Annotated in this window: 19 protein-coding genes and 1 riboswitch; of the genes, 9 read left to right on the top strand and 10 right to left on the bottom strand. The window is 59.9% G+C overall.

Annotation, left to right across the window (positions count from 1 at the left end):
• Window positions 1–3 precede the first annotated feature (3 nt).
• Genes OVA07_RS12575 through crtY form a run of 3 tightly spaced genes read right to left on the bottom strand, consistent with a single transcriptional unit; the run spans window position 4 to window position 3,253 of the window.
• Window positions 4–585, bottom strand: a complete 582-nt coding sequence (locus OVA07_RS12575) for a TIGR00730 family Rossman fold protein (RefSeq protein ID WP_268171769.1) — start codon at window positions 583–585, stop codon at window positions 4–6.
• Window positions 582–2,060, bottom strand: a complete 1,479-nt coding sequence (locus tag OVA07_RS12570; RefSeq protein ID WP_268171768.1) for a phytoene desaturase — start codon at window positions 2,058–2,060, stop codon at window positions 582–584. Before OVA07_RS12570 ends, OVA07_RS12575 begins: the two co-directional genes overlap by 4 nt.
• A complete protein-coding gene (gene crtY / locus OVA07_RS12565) occupies window positions 2,057–3,253 on the bottom strand; it encodes a lycopene beta-cyclase CrtY (protein ID WP_268171767.1) in 1,197 nt (398 codons plus the stop codon). Before crtY ends, OVA07_RS12570 begins: the two co-directional genes overlap by 4 nt.
• A gap of 98 nt (window positions 3,254–3,351) precedes the next feature.
• Here crtY and OVA07_RS12560 point away from each other — a divergent pair, with 98 nt between their 5' ends.
• Window positions 3,352–3,948: a DUF2585 domain-containing protein gene (locus OVA07_RS12560; RefSeq protein ID WP_268171766.1), complete on the top strand. Its 597-nt coding sequence runs from the start codon at window positions 3,352–3,354 to the stop codon at window positions 3,946–3,948.
• Window positions 3,949–4,086: 138 nt separating this feature from the next.
• A complete protein-coding gene (locus OVA07_RS12555) occupies window positions 4,087–5,604 on the top strand; it encodes a flavin-containing monooxygenase (protein ID WP_268171764.1) in 1,518 nt (505 codons plus the stop codon).
• 8 nt (window positions 5,605–5,612) lie between these two features.
• Here the strand turns inward: OVA07_RS12555 and OVA07_RS12550 are convergent, their stop codons facing one another.
• The 3 genes from OVA07_RS12550 to OVA07_RS12540 form a co-directional block, all read right to left on the bottom strand.
• The gene (locus OVA07_RS12550) at window positions 5,613–6,977 is read right to left on the bottom strand and encodes a flavin-containing monooxygenase (protein WP_268171763.1); all 1,365 of its coding nucleotides are present in this window, start codon (window positions 6,975–6,977) and stop codon (window positions 5,613–5,615) included.
• 124 nt (window positions 6,978–7,101) lie between these two features.
• Window positions 7,102–8,427 (bottom strand): PepSY-associated TM helix domain-containing protein, encoded by a 1,326-nt coding sequence (locus OVA07_RS12545; RefSeq protein WP_268171762.1) that lies wholly within the window; start codon window positions 8,425–8,427, stop codon window positions 7,102–7,104.
• Window positions 8,427–10,520, bottom strand: a complete 2,094-nt coding sequence (locus tag OVA07_RS12540) for a TonB-dependent siderophore receptor (RefSeq protein WP_268171761.1) — start codon at window positions 10,518–10,520, stop codon at window positions 8,427–8,429. The genes OVA07_RS12545 and OVA07_RS12540 overlap by 1 nt, the downstream gene beginning before the upstream one ends.
• Before the next feature lie 142 nt (window positions 10,521–10,662).
• Window positions 10,663–10,771, top strand: a riboswitch (TPP riboswitch).
• A 35-nt stretch (window positions 10,772–10,806) separates the two neighbouring features.
• Between OVA07_RS12540 and thiC the strand changes: the two genes are divergently transcribed.
• From thiC to OVA07_RS12510, 6 genes are all read left to right on the top strand, one after another.
• Window positions 10,807–12,684, top strand: a complete 1,878-nt coding sequence (gene thiC / locus OVA07_RS12535) for a phosphomethylpyrimidine synthase ThiC (protein ID WP_268171760.1) — start codon at window positions 10,807–10,809, stop codon at window positions 12,682–12,684.
• A 98-nt stretch (window positions 12,685–12,782) separates the two neighbouring features.
• Complete coding sequence (locus OVA07_RS12530) at window positions 12,783–13,037, top strand: DUF5654 family protein (RefSeq protein ID WP_268171759.1); 255 nt, start codon at window positions 12,783–12,785, stop codon at window positions 13,035–13,037.
• A 133-nt stretch (window positions 13,038–13,170) separates the two neighbouring features.
• Entirely contained in the window at window positions 13,171–13,641 is a 471-nt protein-coding gene (locus OVA07_RS12525; RefSeq protein ID WP_268171757.1) for a hypothetical protein, read from the top strand.
• A 125-nt stretch (window positions 13,642–13,766) separates the two neighbouring features.
• Window positions 13,767–14,174, top strand: a complete 408-nt coding sequence (locus OVA07_RS12520) for a GFA family protein (protein WP_268171756.1) — start codon at window positions 13,767–13,769, stop codon at window positions 14,172–14,174.
• A gap of 241 nt (window positions 14,175–14,415) precedes the next feature.
• The gene (locus OVA07_RS12515) at window positions 14,416–14,622 is read left to right on the top strand and encodes a cold-shock protein (protein WP_268171755.1); all 207 of its coding nucleotides are present in this window, start codon (window positions 14,416–14,418) and stop codon (window positions 14,620–14,622) included.
• Between the two features lie 125 nt (window positions 14,623–14,747).
• On the top strand, window positions 14,748–15,143 hold the full coding sequence (locus OVA07_RS12510) for a DUF4440 domain-containing protein (RefSeq protein WP_268171754.1): 396 nt from the start codon (window positions 14,748–14,750) through the stop codon (window positions 15,141–15,143).
• 133 nt (window positions 15,144–15,276) lie between these two features.
• Here OVA07_RS12510 and OVA07_RS12505 read toward each other — a convergent pair whose 3' ends face one another.
• Complete coding sequence (locus tag OVA07_RS12505; RefSeq protein ID WP_268171753.1) at window positions 15,277–15,762, bottom strand: hypothetical protein; 486 nt, start codon at window positions 15,760–15,762, stop codon at window positions 15,277–15,279.
• 86 nt (window positions 15,763–15,848) lie between these two features.
• On the bottom strand, window positions 15,849–16,154 hold the full coding sequence (locus OVA07_RS12500; RefSeq protein WP_268171752.1) for an alkylphosphonate utilization protein: 306 nt from the start codon (window positions 16,152–16,154) through the stop codon (window positions 15,849–15,851).
• A 79-nt stretch (window positions 16,155–16,233) separates the two neighbouring features.
• Between OVA07_RS12500 and OVA07_RS12495 the strand changes: the two genes are divergently transcribed.
• A complete protein-coding gene (locus OVA07_RS12495) occupies window positions 16,234–16,851 on the top strand; it encodes a GNAT family N-acetyltransferase (protein ID WP_268171751.1) in 618 nt (205 codons plus the stop codon).
• Here the strand turns inward: OVA07_RS12495 and OVA07_RS12490 are convergent.
• The gene (locus tag OVA07_RS12490) at window positions 16,829–17,581 is read right to left on the bottom strand and encodes a sulfite exporter TauE/SafE family protein (RefSeq protein ID WP_268171750.1); all 753 of its coding nucleotides are present in this window, start codon (window positions 17,579–17,581) and stop codon (window positions 16,829–16,831) included. The genes OVA07_RS12495 and OVA07_RS12490 overlap by 23 nt on opposite strands.
• 5 nt (window positions 17,582–17,586) lie before the next feature.
• The gene (locus OVA07_RS12485) at window positions 17,587–17,991 is read right to left on the bottom strand and encodes a DoxX family protein (RefSeq protein ID WP_268171749.1); all 405 of its coding nucleotides are present in this window, start codon (window positions 17,989–17,991) and stop codon (window positions 17,587–17,589) included.
• Window positions 17,992–17,996: the final 5 nt, after the last annotated feature.

Here is a 17,996-nt window from a genome sequence, read left to right as displayed (position 1 = left end):
CGATCAAAGATCGTCCGCTTTCATCGCAAAAATCGGCTTGTGCGGGACATAGGCTTCCATCCGCGCCAACAGAATATCGAGATCAGGTTCGGCAATGATGATCCCGGCATGGGCTTCGCGGATGAAGCCGACCTCGATCATATGGCGGTTGAAGGCCAGCAGATGATCGTAAAAGCCGAAGGCGTTGAGCAGGCCTACAGGCTTGGCGTGATAGCCAAGCTGCGCCCAGCTTACCGCTTCCCACAATTCGTCCATGGTGCCGACGCCGCCGGGGATGGTGAGGAAGCCGTCCGACAAATCGGTGAAGCGCTTCTTGCGGTCGTGCATGCCTGAAACGACGTGCAGTTCGGTACAGTCGTGATTGGCGACTTCGCTGTTCACCAGTCCTTCGGGGATCACGCCGATCACTTCGCCGCCTGCGTCCAGCGCGCCATAGGCAACCGCGCCCATCAGGCCCAGACGCCCGCCGCCATAAACCACGCCAATACCGCGCCGGGCAAGATCCTGTCCGATTTCGCGCGCAAGTGTAACGTAACGGGGGTCGGCAGGCGAGGCAGAGCCGCAATAGACGGCGATACGTTTCACGAAAGATCCTCCAGCATCAGCTTGGCCGTGGCTTTGGCAGAGCCGACCACGCCGGGAATACCCGCGCCGGGGTGCGTGCCTGCGCCGACAAGGTAGAAGTTTGAAATGGCATCATCCCGGTTATGGGCGCGGAACCACGCGCTTTGAGTCAGTAGCGGCTCAAGGCTGAAGGCGCTGCCCAGATGCGCCGAAAGGTCGGTGGCGAAGTCTGCCGGAGCGTAGTGGAACTTCGTTACGATACGGCTGTGGATGTCCGGGATCAGACGGCGGCCGACTTCATCGAGAATGCGTTTTTCAAGGATCGGGCCGACTTCATCCCAATCGACCGGCAATTTGCCCATGTTGGCCACCGGCACCAGTGCGTAGAACGTGCTCATCCCTTCGGGCGCGACCGAAGGGTCGGTCACGGTCGGGTGGTGGAGGTAGATCGAGAAATCTTCCGGCAGGACGCCGTGGGTATAGATATCGTCCAGCAGACCTTTGTAGCGCGGGCCGAACAGGATCATGTGGTGGGGGATGCCCGGCCATGTGCCTTCGATGCCGAAGTGGACCACGAACAGGCTGGGCGAATAGCGCTTTTTCTTCAGCGATTTTGCCCGGCGCTGGGCATGGGTGTTGTCGCCCATGAGGTCGCGGTAGGAATGCATGATGTCGCCGTTCGAGGCGACCGCATCGAAATTGCCCGACCAACCGCTTTTGGTGTGAACCCCGGTGACGCGGGTGCCGAGTGTTTCGATGTGCGTCACAGGATCGCCCATACGCACTTCGCCACCGATACGCCGGAAGTGGGTGACCATGCCTTCGATGAGGCGATTGGTACCGCCCTTGGCCCACCACACGCCACCGTCCTTTTCCAGCTTGTGGATCAGGGCATAGATCGCGCTGGTTGTCATCGGGTTGCCGCCAACCAGCAGGGTGTGGAAGCTGAAAGCTTCGCGCAGCTTTTCGCTTTGCACGAAGCTGGACACCATCGAATAGACCGAGCGCCATGCCTGATAGCGGGCGAGCGATGGTGCAGCCTTAATCATGCTGGCAAAATCAAGGAATGGCACTGCACCCAGTTTGACATAGCCTTCCTGAAACACCCCGGCGGAATATTGCAGGAAATCGTCATAGCCAGCTACATCGGCGGGGTTGAGTTTGGCGATCTCTGCCCGCAACGCAACGTCGTCGTTCGAATAATCGAAGTTGGTGCCGTCAGCCCAGTTGAGGCGGTAGAACGGCATGACCGGCATCAGTTCCACGTCATCGGCCATGCGATGACCTTTTAGCGCCCACAATTCCTGCAGACATGCGGGATCGGTGATGACGGTTGGCCCGGCGTCGAAGGTGAAGCCATCCTTCTGCCAGTGGTAGGCGCGCCCGCCCGGCTTGTCGCGCGCCTCGACCAGCGTTGTCTGCACGCCGCCCGATTGCAGGCGAATGGCAAGGGCAAGGCCGCCGAAACCGGCGCCAATTACACAAGCTTGTTTCATGCGCGGGTTCCTGCAAGCGAAAGAGGGGGCGGGCCTTCGCCAAGCCCGGTCAGCACACCGATGGCCTTGCCAACGGGGACGGGGGGCTTGCCCGCAAGGATACGGATCTTGTCAAAGCCGGTGATGCGCCCGGCATAGAACCGTTCGATCAGGCGGCGGTCAAGGCGATAGAAGCGTTCAAGCACGCGATAGCGGCTATGCGGTACGGCGGCTGCAAACAACATGGCCGAAAGCGCACGCAGGAACGTCGACCGCTTCCAGTGCTGGCGGGCATAGTCTTCGCTGAACGTGGCAAGGGCGGCGCCCGAAAGGTCATTTTGACTGGCAAGCGTCAGCGCATAGCGAACTGCATCGGGCAGAGAATAGCTGGTGACCGCTTGAAACAGCCCGGCACGGGCACCCGCGCGCGCGACCGTGCCACCGGTGGAGCGCCAGAACGCGCCGAAATCGCCCCCAGCGACCACCGGCAGGATACCGTGTTCTTCACCCAGAACTTCGACTACCTGCCAGCCTTGCGCCTGAACGTAATCATCAATGCGCTTGCCCAGAACGGCCTGGTCCAAGGCCGGAGCGTCAGAATAATAGGTGTCTTCGACGAAGATTTCATCGGCGGAAAAGGGCAGGCAATAGACAAACCGATATCCGTCGATCTGTTCGACGGTGGCGTCCTTCACGACGGGGGCTTCCAGACCATGAGGCGCTGAAAGCTTCAACCGGCGGCCAAGGAATTTTTGCCAGCCACCGGTAAGATGGCCAAGATTGCGGATGCCGCGCGCGTCGATCACCGCGCCAGCTTCGATCCGGGTGCCGTCGGACAGGGTGGCGTTGGTGGCGCTGCAGGCAAGGGCGCGAACGCCGGTGTGAATGGCGTCCTTGCCCAAGGCTGCGCGGACGACTGCATCGAACCGTTCGGAAGTGATCGAATAGTAGCTGGTTTTCAGGCGGCGGCGGAATGCGGGAAAACGCACGGTATATTCGGGCCACGCTGCCGCGATCATACCGTTCAGCAGTTCGCGTCCCGGTTTGCCCACATCGCTGCCGAAAAACGACCAGATGTGGTTGCCGCCAAGGCGTTCGCCCTGTTCCACCAGAACCAGCGAAAGGTCTGGCCGGGCGCGACGCAGGGCCAGCGCCACAAGGCCGCCAGCCAGTCCTCCGCCAAGGATTGCAATATCGCAGCGCCGTGCCGTCATTCTCAAGCGCTTAGGGGCATGCCGTTGCCGGTGCAACCATGTGCTTGTGCCCCGTGGCGGGACACGTCAGAAAGGGCAGGGAAAACGGGGGAGAAATAATGGCGCAGGTGGGTGTGCGGCTGATGCCGGATCGGGCAGGAATATTGGCTGCGCTGGGCGTGGCGATTGCCGTGGCGATCATTCTGCTGGGTATGCACCGCCCGCCGATTTGCCCATGCGGCACAATCCGTCTGTGGCACGGCGTGGTGGAATCGGCCGAAAACAGCCAGCAGATTTCGGACTGGTACAGCTTCAGCCATGTGATCCACGGCTTTCTGTTCTACGGCGCGACGCATGTGGTGTGGCGGCGATTTGGACTGAGTGAAATTTCCCCGAAATGGGCGCTGGCCTTTGCCGTTCTGGTGGAAGGCGCATGGGAAATTCTGGAAAATTCGCCGATCATCATCGACCGTTATCGTGCGGTAACGGTGTCTTGGGGCTATTCAGGTGACAGCGTGCTGAACTCTGTGGCCGACATGGGCTTCATGGCGCTGGGTTTTGTGTTTGCCGCCCGCGCGCCGGTGGTGGTGACGGTGGTGACGGCCATCGCGTTCGAGCTGTTCACGCTGACCATGATCCGCGACAATCTGACGCTGAACGTGTTAATGCTGGCAACGCCGATCGAGGCTGTGCGGGAGTGGCAAGCCGCAGGGTAAGCTTCGCCAGCGCGCCGGTTTTTCTTGACCGATAGCTTCAATCGCGGGCGCGCAAGGTTGCAACTTGATACCGATCAATGTCAGTTTCCATGGTGAGCCGAAAACGGCCGTAGTGGCGTCAGACCATGGAGAGGCATTATGGTTGAGCAAGCGCAGGCGGGTGGCGACTTCGACGTTTTGATCGTGGGCGCGGGCATTTCGGGCATCGGTTCAGCCTATCATCTGCAACAGCAGTGCCCCGGCAAGACCTATGCCGTGCTGGAAGCAAAGGCCACCTTTGGCGGCACATGGGATACGCACAAATATCCCGGTGTGCGGTCGGATTCAGATCTCTACACCTTCGGTTACCGGTTCAAGCCTTGGGTAGGCGCGCCGATTGCCAGCGCGCAGGCGATCCTTGATTACATGGGCGCGGTGATTGATGAAAACGGCATCGGTCCCAACATCCGCTATGGCCACACCATTACCAGCGCGAAGTGGGACAGCGCGGCCAATCGCTGGACGGTTGAGGCACGGACCAGCGAGGGGGCAGAGGCGACGTTCACCTGCAATTTCCTGTGGATGTGCCAAGGGTATTACGATCACCACACGCCCTATATTCCGCCGGAATGGAAAGGTATTTCGGACTTCAAGGGGCTGTTCGTTCACGCGCAGTTGTGGGACGCGGCGACCGATTGGGAAGGCAAGCGCATTCTGGTCATCGGATCGGGTGCGACGGCAGCCACGGTGGTCCCGGCCTTTGCGCAGAAGGCGCAGGTGACGATGCTGCAACGCTCGCCCACCTATTTCTATTGCCATCCCAACCAGAATGAACTGGCCGACCGGCTGCGCCAGATCGGCATTGATGAACCCACCGTCCATCGCGTGGTTCGGGCGCAGGTGATGCACGATCAGGCAGTGATGGACAAACGCTGCGTCGATGAACCTGACGTGGTCTTTGAAGAGCTGAAGATGGCGGTGCGCGCCTATGCGGGCGAGGATTTCGAATTCGAACCGCACTTCACGCCAAAGTATCGGCCATGGCAGCAACGGCTGGCATTCTGCCCGGATGGCGATCTGTTTCAGGCTGCGGCGCAAGGGCGCGCACGTGTAGTTACCGATACGATTGACCGGTTTACCGAAATGGGCGTGCTGACCGCTTCTGGCGAGGAACTGGAGGCGGATATCATCGTTGCCTGTACCGGTTTCCACTTGAAAGTGCTGGGCGATATCCCGTTCGAGGTTGATGGCAAGGCGATCAACTGGGGCGACACCGTGACCTATCGCGGGATGATGTTTACCGGCGTGCCCAACATGGCGTGGGTCTTCGGCTATTTCCGCGCAAGCTGGACCTTGCGCGTGGACATGCTGGGCGATTTTGTCTGCCGCCTGTTGCACCATATGGACGAACGCGGGGCAAAGAAGGTAGAAGTGGCTTTCCGTGACGAGGATGCGGGCATGGACGTGCTGCCGTGGATCGAGGCCGACAACTTCAACCCCGGTTACCTGATGCGCGACATGCACAAGCTGCCCCGGCGCGGAAACAAGGAAGAATGGCGGCACAACCAGAACTACTGGCTGGAACGCGATGCCATTCCCGCCATCGATCTGGAAGGGCAGGAGTTTGTCTACGACGGGCAGCGGGTGGAAGCGCGGATGCCCGAAGCGGCGGAGTAACGCTGATTCTAAATCCGTTCTGACGCGCGGGCGGGCACCGGAAGGGCCTGCCCGTTTGCCATTGCGCGGCGCGCGCCGGCGGCCAGCTCCTTTTTCAGCGTGCGGACATAGTGGTCGAAATCTAGCTGGATGGTGTGTCGCCGCGCCGCATAATATTGCCCGGTGTAATAGGCCTCATCGGTCGCAATGGTGTTCTCCATTTCTGCAGGAGAAGGAGGGGCATATTCCCCGGCAAGATAGGCGGCGACAAGTTTGGACTGCTGTTCGGCAAAGTTCACCAGCGTCGGCAGCGGCTGGGCAAGGCCAACATAGAACAGGTCCGGCACACCGGGCTTCATGATGCGCTTGTAGAGCGGCGGCGGGCGGTTTTCGGCATCGGCCATCAGCGTAGGGTCGTCGAAGAACGGGAAGCGGATATCGTAGCCAGTGGCCCAGATGATCGCGTCGACATCTTCGCGTGTGCCATCGGTGAAGACCACGCTTTTGCCATCCAGACGTTCGACGCCAGGTTTCATCGTCAGATCGCCCGACCCTGCGCGCAGCAGGAATTCGCCGGATACCGTGCCATGGCTTTCGAACGGGCCGATTTCTGGTTCAGGCAGACCATAATCGCTCATCCGCCCGACCAGCTTTTTAATCATGCGGGTGGCCAGCCAGTTGCGCAGCTTTTTGGGCATCCACGCAGGGGCCGGGTTCTTGTCTAGCGGCTGGCCGCGATAGTACTTGGGCAGCACCCACACTCCGCGCCGGGTGGAGACAAACAGCTTTTGGGCGATGGGTCTCTGAGAAAGCTCTGATGCGATGTCCATCGCGCTGTTGCCCATACCTACCACCAGCACACGCTTGCCGATGCAATCGATCGGTTCAAATGGACTGCGGTAGGCGTGTGAATGGACTTGCGGTCCGTCGAAGTGCCCCGGATATTCGGGGATGCGCGCGGCCCAGTGGTGACCGTTGGCAACGACCAGCGCATCAAACTGTTCAGTTTCGCCCGTGGAAAGCCGGACGTCCCAGCCGCCGCCTTCGCGCCGGGAGGCTTTTTCAACTTTCGTATTGAAACGGATGTGCGGCCTTATGCCGAAATGATCGACGTAATCGTGGAAGTATTGCAGCAGCTGTGCATGATGGGGGTAATCCGGCCATTCTGCCGGGACCGGGAAATCTTCAAACGCCAGACGCCATTTCGACGTGTCGATATGCAGGCTTTGATAACAGGCGGACATGCCGTTGGGATTGTTGTAGTACCAGTTACCGCCGATGTCGTCCGACGCTTCATAGATGGTGAAGGGAATGCCATGATCGCGCAGGCGCTTGGCTGTGGTGAAGCCGGAGCATCCGGCCCCGATGATGCAGACACGCGGTAGCTGGCCCATCGATTGGCTCTCCCATCATGCCCGTCATGGTGCGCCGTGTCAGGCGGTGCCGTGCGGGCGTGACACGAGTATCTTTAGTCAAACGGTTAAAGTCCAGTGGCTTGCGGTGATCTGTCATGACTTGCTATCGAGCGCTTTTGATCCTCAGCGCGCGCCCGGCCCGCGCAGACCGCTTTTTCAACCAGATCACGACGCCGGTGACCGATAGCATGGTAACCAGCAGGCCCAGCACGGTGACGAACACGCGATAGGGCAGACCGAAGACATGGGCGGTGTGCAGCGCCATCAGCCAGTTGTTGAAGGTGTTGGCCCCATTAACGCCCGTCGGGATTTCGACGGCCTTCAACGCGCCAGTGTTGCTGTCGAAAGCGACGCGCGTGTCGCCGCCGTGGTGGCTGATATCGGCACGGGTGGTGAAGCCATAGACGTAAAGGCCGCTGGCGGGGACGTGCCAGATCCAGCGTTCACCCGAAGACAGCACGGCAAGCCCGTGGCGCGTGGCTTCCTGTTCGGCCAGCTTTTCGCCCAGCGCGGTGGCGGCGCGGAAGTCGAGTTTGGGATTGTTGCGCGGAGCAGCCAACATCGTCTGAGTGAAGACCGCAGCGGGGTCTTGCGCCCCGAACATGGCCATGACCGGCCCATGGACCTGCGGCAGGTTGAACGACACGCTGGACCACGCAAACACCAGCAGCAAGGGCCAGACCCACAGCCCGCCTGCGCGATGAAGATCGAAGTTCAGCTTATAGGATGTGGATTTCCAGCGAACCCGCCAGCTTGGTTTCCAGCGCGCGAAGAACGGGGGGGCAGGGCGCTGACCCAGTGGCTTCGGCGCCTTTGGTGGCAAGGTGAGATAGAAGCCGACAAAGCAATCCACCGTCCATAGGATGGCGGCAAGGCCGAATATGAACAGGCCCACGTCATCCAGCGCCAGACTGTAGTGCAGGCGATAAAGGAACGGCATGAGGTTCTTCACGCCCTGGTCGATGGCGCCCCATTGGCGGCGGCCCTGTTCTTCGCCGGTAACGGGGTTGAGGAACAGGTCATCCCAATCGGGCACGCCGGCGGTGCCATGTTCTCGTGGCAGGCCGGTTTTGGCGTCGGGCCATTGCAGGTAAAGGCGGATGGCCTTGCCCGGTTCGATAGTCAGCGGCAGAAATTCTACGGTTGACCCAGGGTAGCGCTGAACGACCTCTTCCCGCACACGAAGCGGATCGGCCATGCCCTGCCATTGCGAATTGTGCAGGTGGGGCGCTGTGGCTGCTTCCAGTTCCTCTATCCATGGCAGGAATGATCCGGTGGTGCCCGCGACTGCCAGAAACAGCGCCAGCGTCAAGCCTGCCCAGCGATGCGCGATCACCCAGAAAGAGCGTCCCGGCAGCGCAAACCGCCGGGACGAGGTGAGGGTGCCAGTCGGGGGTGCCGGCGAGGGTTGAGGAAGCAGCGTGGCCATCAGAAGGTCATCCTGATCGACCCCGTAACATTTCGCGGGGCGGCATAGAGCGCCTGTTCCCAGTACAGGCTGGTCAGGTGCTTGTGATTGGTCACGTTGGCGACGTTGAGGTTGAAGCTGACGTTATCGTTCAGCTTATAGCCTGCCTGAAGCTGGAGCGTGGCGTAGCTGTTCTGCCGGATCGTACCGAGTGCGGTGGTGAGGTAGATATCATCCTGCCAACGCATGGCCGCGCCCAGTTGCAGCTTTTCCACAGGTTCCCAGCGGACCAGTAGGTTGGCAGTGGTGCGCGGGACGTAAGTGCGGACCGGAGCGCCTGCCGTGTTTTCCAGCGACAGATGCGTGACTCCGCCCTGAACTGTCAGCCCCGGAGCGATGCGGCCGCCAAGCTCGGCCTCGATGCCCTGACTGCGCAGATCGATGCCGTTATAGAGCGTCTGGCCCAGTGCGACGTCATAGCCAGCGGATTCGGCAAGATTGGACTGTTCGGCACGGAACAGCGCAAGCGACCCGAACAGCGCCTTGTCCGCCGTTTCGCCCTTGATGCCCGCTTCCCAGCTTGTGCCCTTGGCCGAACCGAGGGGGGTAAGATCGGTGCCAAGTTCCTTCTGCGGATTGAAGATGTCGGTGTAGCTGGCGTAAAGATTGACGCCCGGAACGATCTTGAACGTCGCGCCGACAAAGGGGCTGACGGCGCTTTCGGCTCGCGCGGCGCTGACGCCAAAGGTGTAGCCGGTGGTCTTTACGTCCACATAATTCGCACCAAGGATCAGGTTCAGCCTGTCGCTGAGTTCCAGATCGGTCGCGCCACGCACGCGCCACTGCTTGTCATGGATATCTGCGCTTTCCACCGCGGTGCCGAATGCCGGGAAAGGAACCTCTGTACCGGTCCAGCCATCAGCCAGCGAGGGGAGCGCGCCCCACGCGGGATCTGTGCCGGGAACGGGAAAGGACAGGTATTCGAAACTTCCGGTGGTATATTGCACGCCAAGGTTCAGCTTCTGGTCGCGCCCGAACAGGTGATAGGTGCCCTGAACGCTGTTGTCCCAGATCCATCCGCGCGCATTGGATTCATAGCCACCCGGATAGCCGTAAAGACCAAGGCCGGTATCGGCATCAGGCGTGCCATAGACATAGAACAGCCGAGAAGGTTCATTCGTGACGCGCCGGGTAAGATGCGTCTTGGCGGTCCATCCGGGCGCGAAGGCCCAAGCGACTTCGCCAAAGGCGGTCTGGTCCGTGTTGTTCCAATAGGTCCAGTCCTGCGCGGTCGAGGTGGAGACATCCCATTCAAGCTGGTTGCCTGCGCTGTCGAGCAGCGGCAACGCCCCCCACATTGCCCCGCTGGCTTTGCTTTGCTGGCGGGTGTAGCCCAGCGAAACGCTGACATCTTCGGACAGACGGCCATCGACCACGCCCTGAATGGTGGTGCGGCTGGTGCTGTATCCGCGCAAGTAACTATCGCCATTCTGTGCCGCGCCAGTGATGCGCATGGCCCACGATCCGTCGGCGGTCAGCGGCGTGTCGAGATCAAATTCACCACGCACCTTGCTCCATGATCCGGCGGTCAGTTCGGCCGAGATGCGGCGTTCGCCGGTAGGATGCTTGCGGCGATAGTTGATTGTGCCCGACGGGTTGCCCACGCCCGAAAGCAAGCCGTTGGCGCCGCGCACGATTTCAATCGAGTCCCACGCCACGGTGTCGAGCGATCCGATGGTCGGTCCCCAGATGTTGGGAAGCTGAATCCCGTCGACCATGGCTTCGGTAATGTCGAAGCCACGAGCGTTGTAATATGTGCGGTCGGTTTCGACCTCTTCGACGTTTACCCCGGTGACATAGCGCAGCACGTCATTCGCTTCGTCAAAGGCGAAATCGTCAAGAACGCCGCGATCCACCACGGTGACTGACTGCGGCGTGTCGACAATGGCAAGCGGCAGGCCGGTTGCGCCGGTTGCCACGCCTTCGCCTTTGCTGCCAATGACGGTGATACGGTTTTCAGCCTCGGCAACGGCTTCGTCGGCGCGGGCGGGCGCGCCTGAAAGAACCATGGCAGCAAGCGATACGGCGGACAGTAGATATTGACGTTGCGACACGAGCGATTCCATTTCTGATTGTTGCTGCCGCTTAATGCGAATCTTTCTCATGAGTCAACGCTATTGCGAGTCATCCGCAAAAATGAATTATTCTTCCGATCATAAAGCCTAGTTGCCCCGCGCCGCGCGTGGGCCTAAAAGGCGGCATACCCCGGGGAGCCAGTGTTGGCTGAGAGGGGCTGGTCATGCAGCCCGACCCGTTGAACCTGAACCCGTTAGCACGGGCGGAGGGAAGGGCAGGGTCACCATACCCGCGCTCGCCATTCGTCCATAAGAGGAGCGCTTTATGGCCGACATCAATTCCAAGCTGGAAATCGGCGTGACCACTGGGCCGATCCGTGGCAGCCGCAAGATCCACGTCGAAAGCATGCGCTTTCCCGATGTCCGCGTGGCCATGCGCGAAATCACGCTTGAGGCATCGTCAGGCGAACCGCCGGTGCGGGTTTATGACACGTCGGGCGCCTATACTGATTCTGCGGTCAACATCGACATTGCGGCAGGTCTGCCCAAGTTGCGCCGCGACTGGATCATGGCGCGTGGCGACGTTGAAGAATATGATGCGCGCGATGTGAAGCCGGAAGACAACGGCTTGAAAGGGCCGGACCGGTCGGCCGGTGTTCCGCCGTTCCCCAATGTGGTTCAGCGTCCGCTGCGTGCCAAGGCAGGCCAGAACGTCAGCCAGATGCACTATGCCCGCCGGGGTATCATCACGCCTGAGATGGAATATGTGGCGATCCGCGAAAACCTGGGTCGCAAGCAGTTAAAGGATGCATTGGTCCGTGACGGGCAGGATTGGGGCGCGTCGATCCCCGATTACGTCACGCCCGAATTCGTGCGTGAAGAAGTGGCCCGTGGCCGCGCCATCATCCCCAGCAACATCAACCACCCTGAATCCGAACCGATGGCCATTGGTCGCAACTTTCTGGTGAAGATCAACGCCAACATCGGCAATTCCGCCGTGGCGTCAGATGTTGCCAATGAAGTGGACAAGATGGTCTGGTCGATCCGCTGGGGCGCGGACACTGTGATGGACCTTTCGACCGGGCGCAACATTCATGACACGCGCGAATGGATCATCCGCAACAGCCCCGTGCCCATCGGCACGGTGCCGATCTATCAGGCGCTGGAAAAGGTCGGCGGCATTGCCGAAGATCTGACATGGGAAATCTTCCGCGACACGCTGATCGAACAGGCTGAACAGGGCGTCGACTACTTCACCATCCACGCTGGCGTGCGCCTGCCCTACATCCCGCTGACCGCCAAGCGGGTGACCGGGATTGTCAGCCGTGGCGGATCGATCATGGCCAAGTGGTGCCTTGCCCACCACAAGGAATCGTTCCTCTACGAACACTTCGACGACATCACCGAAATCATGAAGGCCTACGACATCGCCTATTCGCTGGGCGATGGTCTGCGCCCCGGATCGATTGCCGATGCCAACGACGAAGCCCAGTTCGCCGAGCTCTACACGCTGGGTGAACTGACCAAGCGCGCCTGGGAACAGGACGTGCAGGTGATGATCGAAGGGCCGGGCCATGTGCCGATGCACAAGGTCAAGGAGAACATGGACAAGCAGCTTGCTGCCTGTGGCGAAGCGCCGTTCTATACGCTTGGGCCGCTCGTCACCGATATTGCGCCGGGGTATGACCACATCACCAGCGGCATTGGCGCGGCGATGATCGGTTGGTTCGGCACGGCCATGCTGTGCTACGTCACGCCCAAGGAACACCTTGGCCTGCCCGACCGTGATGACGTGAAGGTTGGCGTGGTGACCTACAAGCTGGCCGCCCACGCGGCGGATCTTGCCAAGGGCCACCCCGCGGCCAAGCTGCGCGACGATGCGCTCAGCCGCGCACGCTTCGAATTCCGCTGGCGCGACCAATTCAACCTGTCGCTCGATCCCGAAACGGCGGAACAATATCACGATCAGACACTGCCCGCCGAAGGGGCAAAGTCGGCGCACTTCTGTTCGATGTGCGGGCCAAAGTTCTGTTCGATGAAGATCACGCAGGAAGTGCGTGAATTTGCCGCCAAGCAGAACCAGCCGGTCGAAACCTTCGTCGCTGCCGATGAAGCTGAGGCCGGGATGAAGGCGATGAGCGAAAAGTATCACGAAATCGGTCGTGAGCTTTATATCGGCGCAGGCGGGCGCGAGCACGACTGAATACCAATACGGTTGTAACGGAAAGCGCCTTCCTCTTGCAGTGATGATGTGAACGGGGCACCCGCATCACATCATCAAGCAAGTGAGGTGTTTTTCCGATGACTGATCCAAAAGCCATGATCCAGACGATGATCGCGCTCGCTTCGGCATCGCTGGGACTGGTCGCTGCGCTGGCGTGGAACGAAGCGATCAAGGCTACGCTGGCACTGTTGGGCATGGGCGATAACCTTGCCGGGCTTTACAGCTACGCCATCGTGGCGACACTGCTGGCGGTTATAGTCCTTGCCGTGCTTGGCCGCATCGCGGCGCGGATTGGCGGCACCGCCGCATTCGAGCGTGAAGCGGAAGGCTGATTGCTGAATAAGCGTCGCGTCATATCAGACAGATATGCAGATGCTGGCGGGAACACAGTGGCCCGCCAGCCATTGCCATTGCAAGCGGGTGCCAATCGCGTGCGCCCCATCTCAACGCAATGGAGTAGGTGCCATGAAAAAGGCCCTGATGCTTTCCGCCCTTGCCGCAGCCACTTTGACCACCGCATGCACCAGCAACGATTATGGCCGCCCCGGCTATGCCAACAACGGCGGCTATGATGAATGGGGCTATTACGATCGCGGTTATTATGATCGTAATGGCCGGTATGACTGGAATAATCCCGACCCGCGTTATGGCAGATATGACGCCGACCGCTATTACCGCAACAACGCGCGCTACCGCGAACGTCAGCTTTCGAACGATGATCGGGTCTATCGCGGTCGCGATGGACGGTACTATTGCCGCCGTTCAGATGGCTCTACCGGCCTGATCGTTGGGGGCCTTGGCGGTGCAGCGGCGGGCGCAATAATTGCGCAGGGCGACAGCAAGCCGCTTGGTGCCATTATCGGCGCTATTGGTGGTGCCGCGATTGGCGCTGCGGTCGATAGCGGAAATCGCAACAATAGTGTCCGCTGTCGCTAACCGGGTTGGTCTGCCCGCTCTCACTAAACGGGCAGCGGGCAGACCTGTTCATCGGTCAAGATAGCAGGCTTGCCCAATAACACTGCTCCCGGCATCTTTGCTAGCATCGAAGAGGGAGAGAGCTGATGAAAGCTGCCATGACTGGTGGGTGCCTGTGTGGTGCGGTACGATATGATATCGCAGGCTCACCTGCCATGCAGGGCGTGTGTCATTGTCGTAATTGTCAGGTGCAGGCAGGATCTGCCTTTTCCATGATCGTCGGCGTAACAGAAACCGCGCTGACAATAACAGGAACTACGAAAACCTATTTGGATCAAGGTGATAGTGGAAACGCCGTGCATCGTGCGTTCTGCGGAAATTGTGGTTCGCCGCTGTTCAGCAGGATTTGCGGAATGCCCGATATGGTGTTCATCAAGGCTGGCACGCTGGACGACACCAGCAGCTTTTCACCGACATTTCAGGTTTGGGCCAAAAGCCGGCAAAGGTGGGTTGATCTGGGGAATTTGCCTTCCTTTCAAACCAATCCGCAATAAGCAAATTGACCTTGTTTGGCCCTACTGCGAATCCATTCGCCAAACATGGCCCACCATGCTATTGCGTCTCCGCTGACGTCGAATTTTGCGACGGACTTCGGCAGTGAATCTCCGCTTTCTTGCACTTTTGTGCAGCGACTTGCGGCTTTTGACGACGATTTCCTTTCAGATGACGATTTTGACGCACGACCTGTCTGCACTTCTGCGGGCGGGCAATCATCGTTCTTGAAAGGAACATCCTATGCCGATCGGCACCGTGAAATTCTTCAATACCGAAAAAGGCTATGGCTTCATTCAGCCCGACAACGGCGGCGCGGACAGCTTTGTTCACATCTCGGCCGTGCAGGCTGCCGGAATGGCCAGCCTCGATAAGGACCAGCGCCTGAGCTATGAAGTCGAAACCGGCCGCAATGGCAAGGCTTCGGCTGTCAATCTGGTTTCGGCCTGATTGTGCATCTGGCGGTGCCGAAAGGCACCGCCAGTTACTTGAAGACCAATTGCTTCCGAAGGGCTGGTTCGCGCAAACTATTGCGCCCCTTCACAACCTGCGCTGCACCTGCCATCGCGCGGTTCATGACCACTTCTGCACAAACTGATCTTGCCATTCGCCTTGCCCGCGCCACGTTCAATCGTGCGCTGGCCAATGCTGATCTGGCCTCCATTGGTCTGCTGCTGGTACCTGATGTGGTGCTGGTCACCGGAACAGACAGCGCGGTAATCGCCGGGCGCAAGGCACAGTTGCAGGCATGGAAGCGCGAATTTTCTGCGCATCCCAGAACGATCTATACCCGCACTACGCACAGCGTAGAGGCATCAGCCGTTGAACCGATCGCCATGGAACATGGTCATTGGCAGGGTGTGGCTGACGGTGCCTCCGTTGCGCTTGCGTCGGGCAGCTATGCCGCCAAATGGCGCAAGGTGGGTGAGGATTGGCTACTCGTGGCGGAAATATTCGTCACGCTGACATAAGGAAAGGGCGCCCCAATCGGAGCGCCCCTTACTTTTACCGGTTCAGCGCGAAGCTGGCGCGGTTCACAGATTTCGCACTTGCCCCTATCTGCCGTGCGGCAAATTCGCGGGGAAGCTCCGTGTTGCTACGCTTTCAATCAGCAGCGTTGGCAGCCTTGCTTGCGATCGGCTTCACGTCCTTGACGTCGAACGAAACCGGGCGACCGTTGAAGCGGCCGGTAACCGCACGCTTGGTTACGCGCAGTTCGAAGGGCACCTTGCCGGCGTAAGCCGAACCCTTGAGGACCTTGACGTCACCCTGCTGTTCGGCAGTGTAATCGTACTTCACGCCCTGATAGGTGAAGCTGCCGTTTTCGGCTTCTGCGGCGCTGGCAACAGCCGGAGCAGCAAGAAGGAGAGCGGCGGCGGTGATGGCGAACGACGAATTGAACATGGCAATGTCTCCTGGACGATAAGGAAAGATTGCCTTCAGCACCCTTATCTTGTTGCGTTGCAGCATAATCTTTGTGTGCATCGCGGCAATTGTATTTCGGGACCGGATGGTTGCATACATTGCAACCGTAATACTGCTATCCAGAAGATTCAGTGCTTTAGCCCGAAAATAGGCGGTTTTACCCATTCAAAAACGTATGCAGTGCATACGAATGGGCTGCATTCGGACTACCGTCCGCCGATTCCCAGTGCAGCCATCAGGCGTGATCGACATCAGCGCTTGCGAACGAATTCCGCGCGCAGCACCAGCCCTTTGATGCCAGGGTATTTGCAGTCGATCTCTTGCGGATCGCCGGTCAGGCGGATCGACTTTATCAGCGTGCCCTGCTTCAATGTCTGGCCCGCACCTTTGACATCAAGATCCTTGATGAGTGTTACCTGATCGCCATCGGCCAGAAGATTGCCGACGGCATCGCGCACTTCCACAGTGCTGGCCGCGGCCTGACGTTTTGCGAGTTCGGATGCCGGCATCCATTCGCCGCTATCTTCATCATAGACGTAGTCTTCATCACCGCTCATCGCTATCCTCCTTGAATGGAGAGGCCGTGGCAGCGTGGCGGTCAAAATGCCAGCGCTATTGCCGCAAGACAGGACCGCAATGGAAAGAACTATCGTTCGACTGAACGACGCTCACAAGCAGGCCGCCACGGCCACGCTTACGGCAGCGTTCATGGATGACCCGGCCATGTGCTGGATGTTGCGTGGTGATGCCAATCGCGCGCGCCGGTTGCCACGGTTGATCGCGTGGATGTTCGACGATCATCTGCGCCATGGCATGGTGCTGGGCACGCCGGGATGCGAAGTGGTGACGATGTGGCGACCGCCCGGCAGTGTCCACGATCATGCCCCGCTGACGCCGCCTGCGCTGGTACGGTTCGTAAAGATACTGGGCCGCGGGGTGCTTCGGGCAGAACGCGCCGACCGGATGATTGGGCACCACTTGCCCAAGGGCGAGGGGCAGTTCTATTTGCGTATGGCAGGCGTCAGACCTGATCGGCAGGGGCAGGGGCTGGGCGGTCTGGCCATTCGCGCCGGGCTTGCTGAAGCGGACGCGGCGCACCTGCCTTCGGTGCTTGAAACGGCAACGCAAAACAATGTTGGCCTCTATCGATCACTGGGGTTCGACGTGATCGATACGTGGCGCGTGGCGCGTGATGGTCCTGTGTTCTGGACCATGACCCGCCCGGCGCCGTTCAGCCAAGGCCATCAAGGATAAGCTTGCCGCCCAACAGGACCATAAGCACGTAGATGATGGTATAAAACCGCGTCGGATCAAGCACGCGAACCAGCCTGACGGAGAGCAGCGTGGCGATGATCGCCAGCGGGACCAGCATGGCCGCAGCGATCACGACATCGTGTGTGAATGCGCCAAGCAGAACATAGCTTGGAACCTTGATCCAGTTGATCGCGGCAAACAGGATGGAATTGGTGCCAGCATACGTCAGGTGCGGCAGCTTGCGCGGGGTTACCCACATCTGGAACGGTGGGCCACCAGCATGGGCGACCTGGCTGGTAAATCCGGTCATCATACCGAACAGCGCACCAACCCATCCGGGCGATGTCGATGCGGCCACAATGCGGCTACCCCGTTCGATCCACAGGCGGTAGAGGCCGAACAGCAGTGTGATCGCGCCCAGAACGGCCATCAGCGTCGCTTCGTTGATCCCCGCAGCCATTGCCCAGCCAAGGCCAACGCCGACAAACGCGCCGGGCAGCATCCAGCCAACGATCCACCTGTCCCAAGAATGACGGAAAGACCAGACGCTGACCACATCCTGCACGATCAGGATGGGCAGGAGTATGGCGGCGGCGGTGGATGGGGGAAGGGCCAGTGCGGCAACCGGTGTCGCCAGCGCGCCAAGGCCGGAGAACCCGCCTTTGGCCATGCCTACCACGACCACTGCAATCACGCAGGCGATCAAAACCGCCGGGTCTGCAAGCAACATATCGATCAGGCCTTGCGAGGGCCAAGCGGCCAGTCTGTCACGCCGCCAGTCCACAGCGCCAGCCAGATCAACATCGGCTGCGCAAACATGCGCGGAACGTGGTAGCCAAGGCCTGCGCCGCCGTCTGCTTGCGCCATATCCATGATGAAGTGGTTGATGTTCGCAGGAAAAACACACACAGCATAAAGCGCCAGGCCCACCGCTGCGGCACGGCGTAGCGGCATGGAAAAGGCTTGCGCCAAGCCGATCGCGCCCAGCAATTCGGCAATGCCTGTCCACAACACTACCTGTTCAGCGGCGGGCACCCATGCAGGCATGATCTTCAGAAATGGCGTGGGCGACACGATATGAATGAAGCCCGCCAGAAAATAGAATGCAGCCAATATCCAGCGAAGACCTGTGCGTATCATCCGAT

Origin of the sequence: Novosphingobium sp. SL115 (assembly GCF_026672515.1) — a bacterium.
Lineage (GTDB): Bacteria > Pseudomonadota > Alphaproteobacteria > Sphingomonadales > Sphingomonadaceae > Novosphingobium.
Note: the sequence above shows the minus strand (reverse complement) of the source record. Positions and strands in the feature narration are given on the sequence as shown.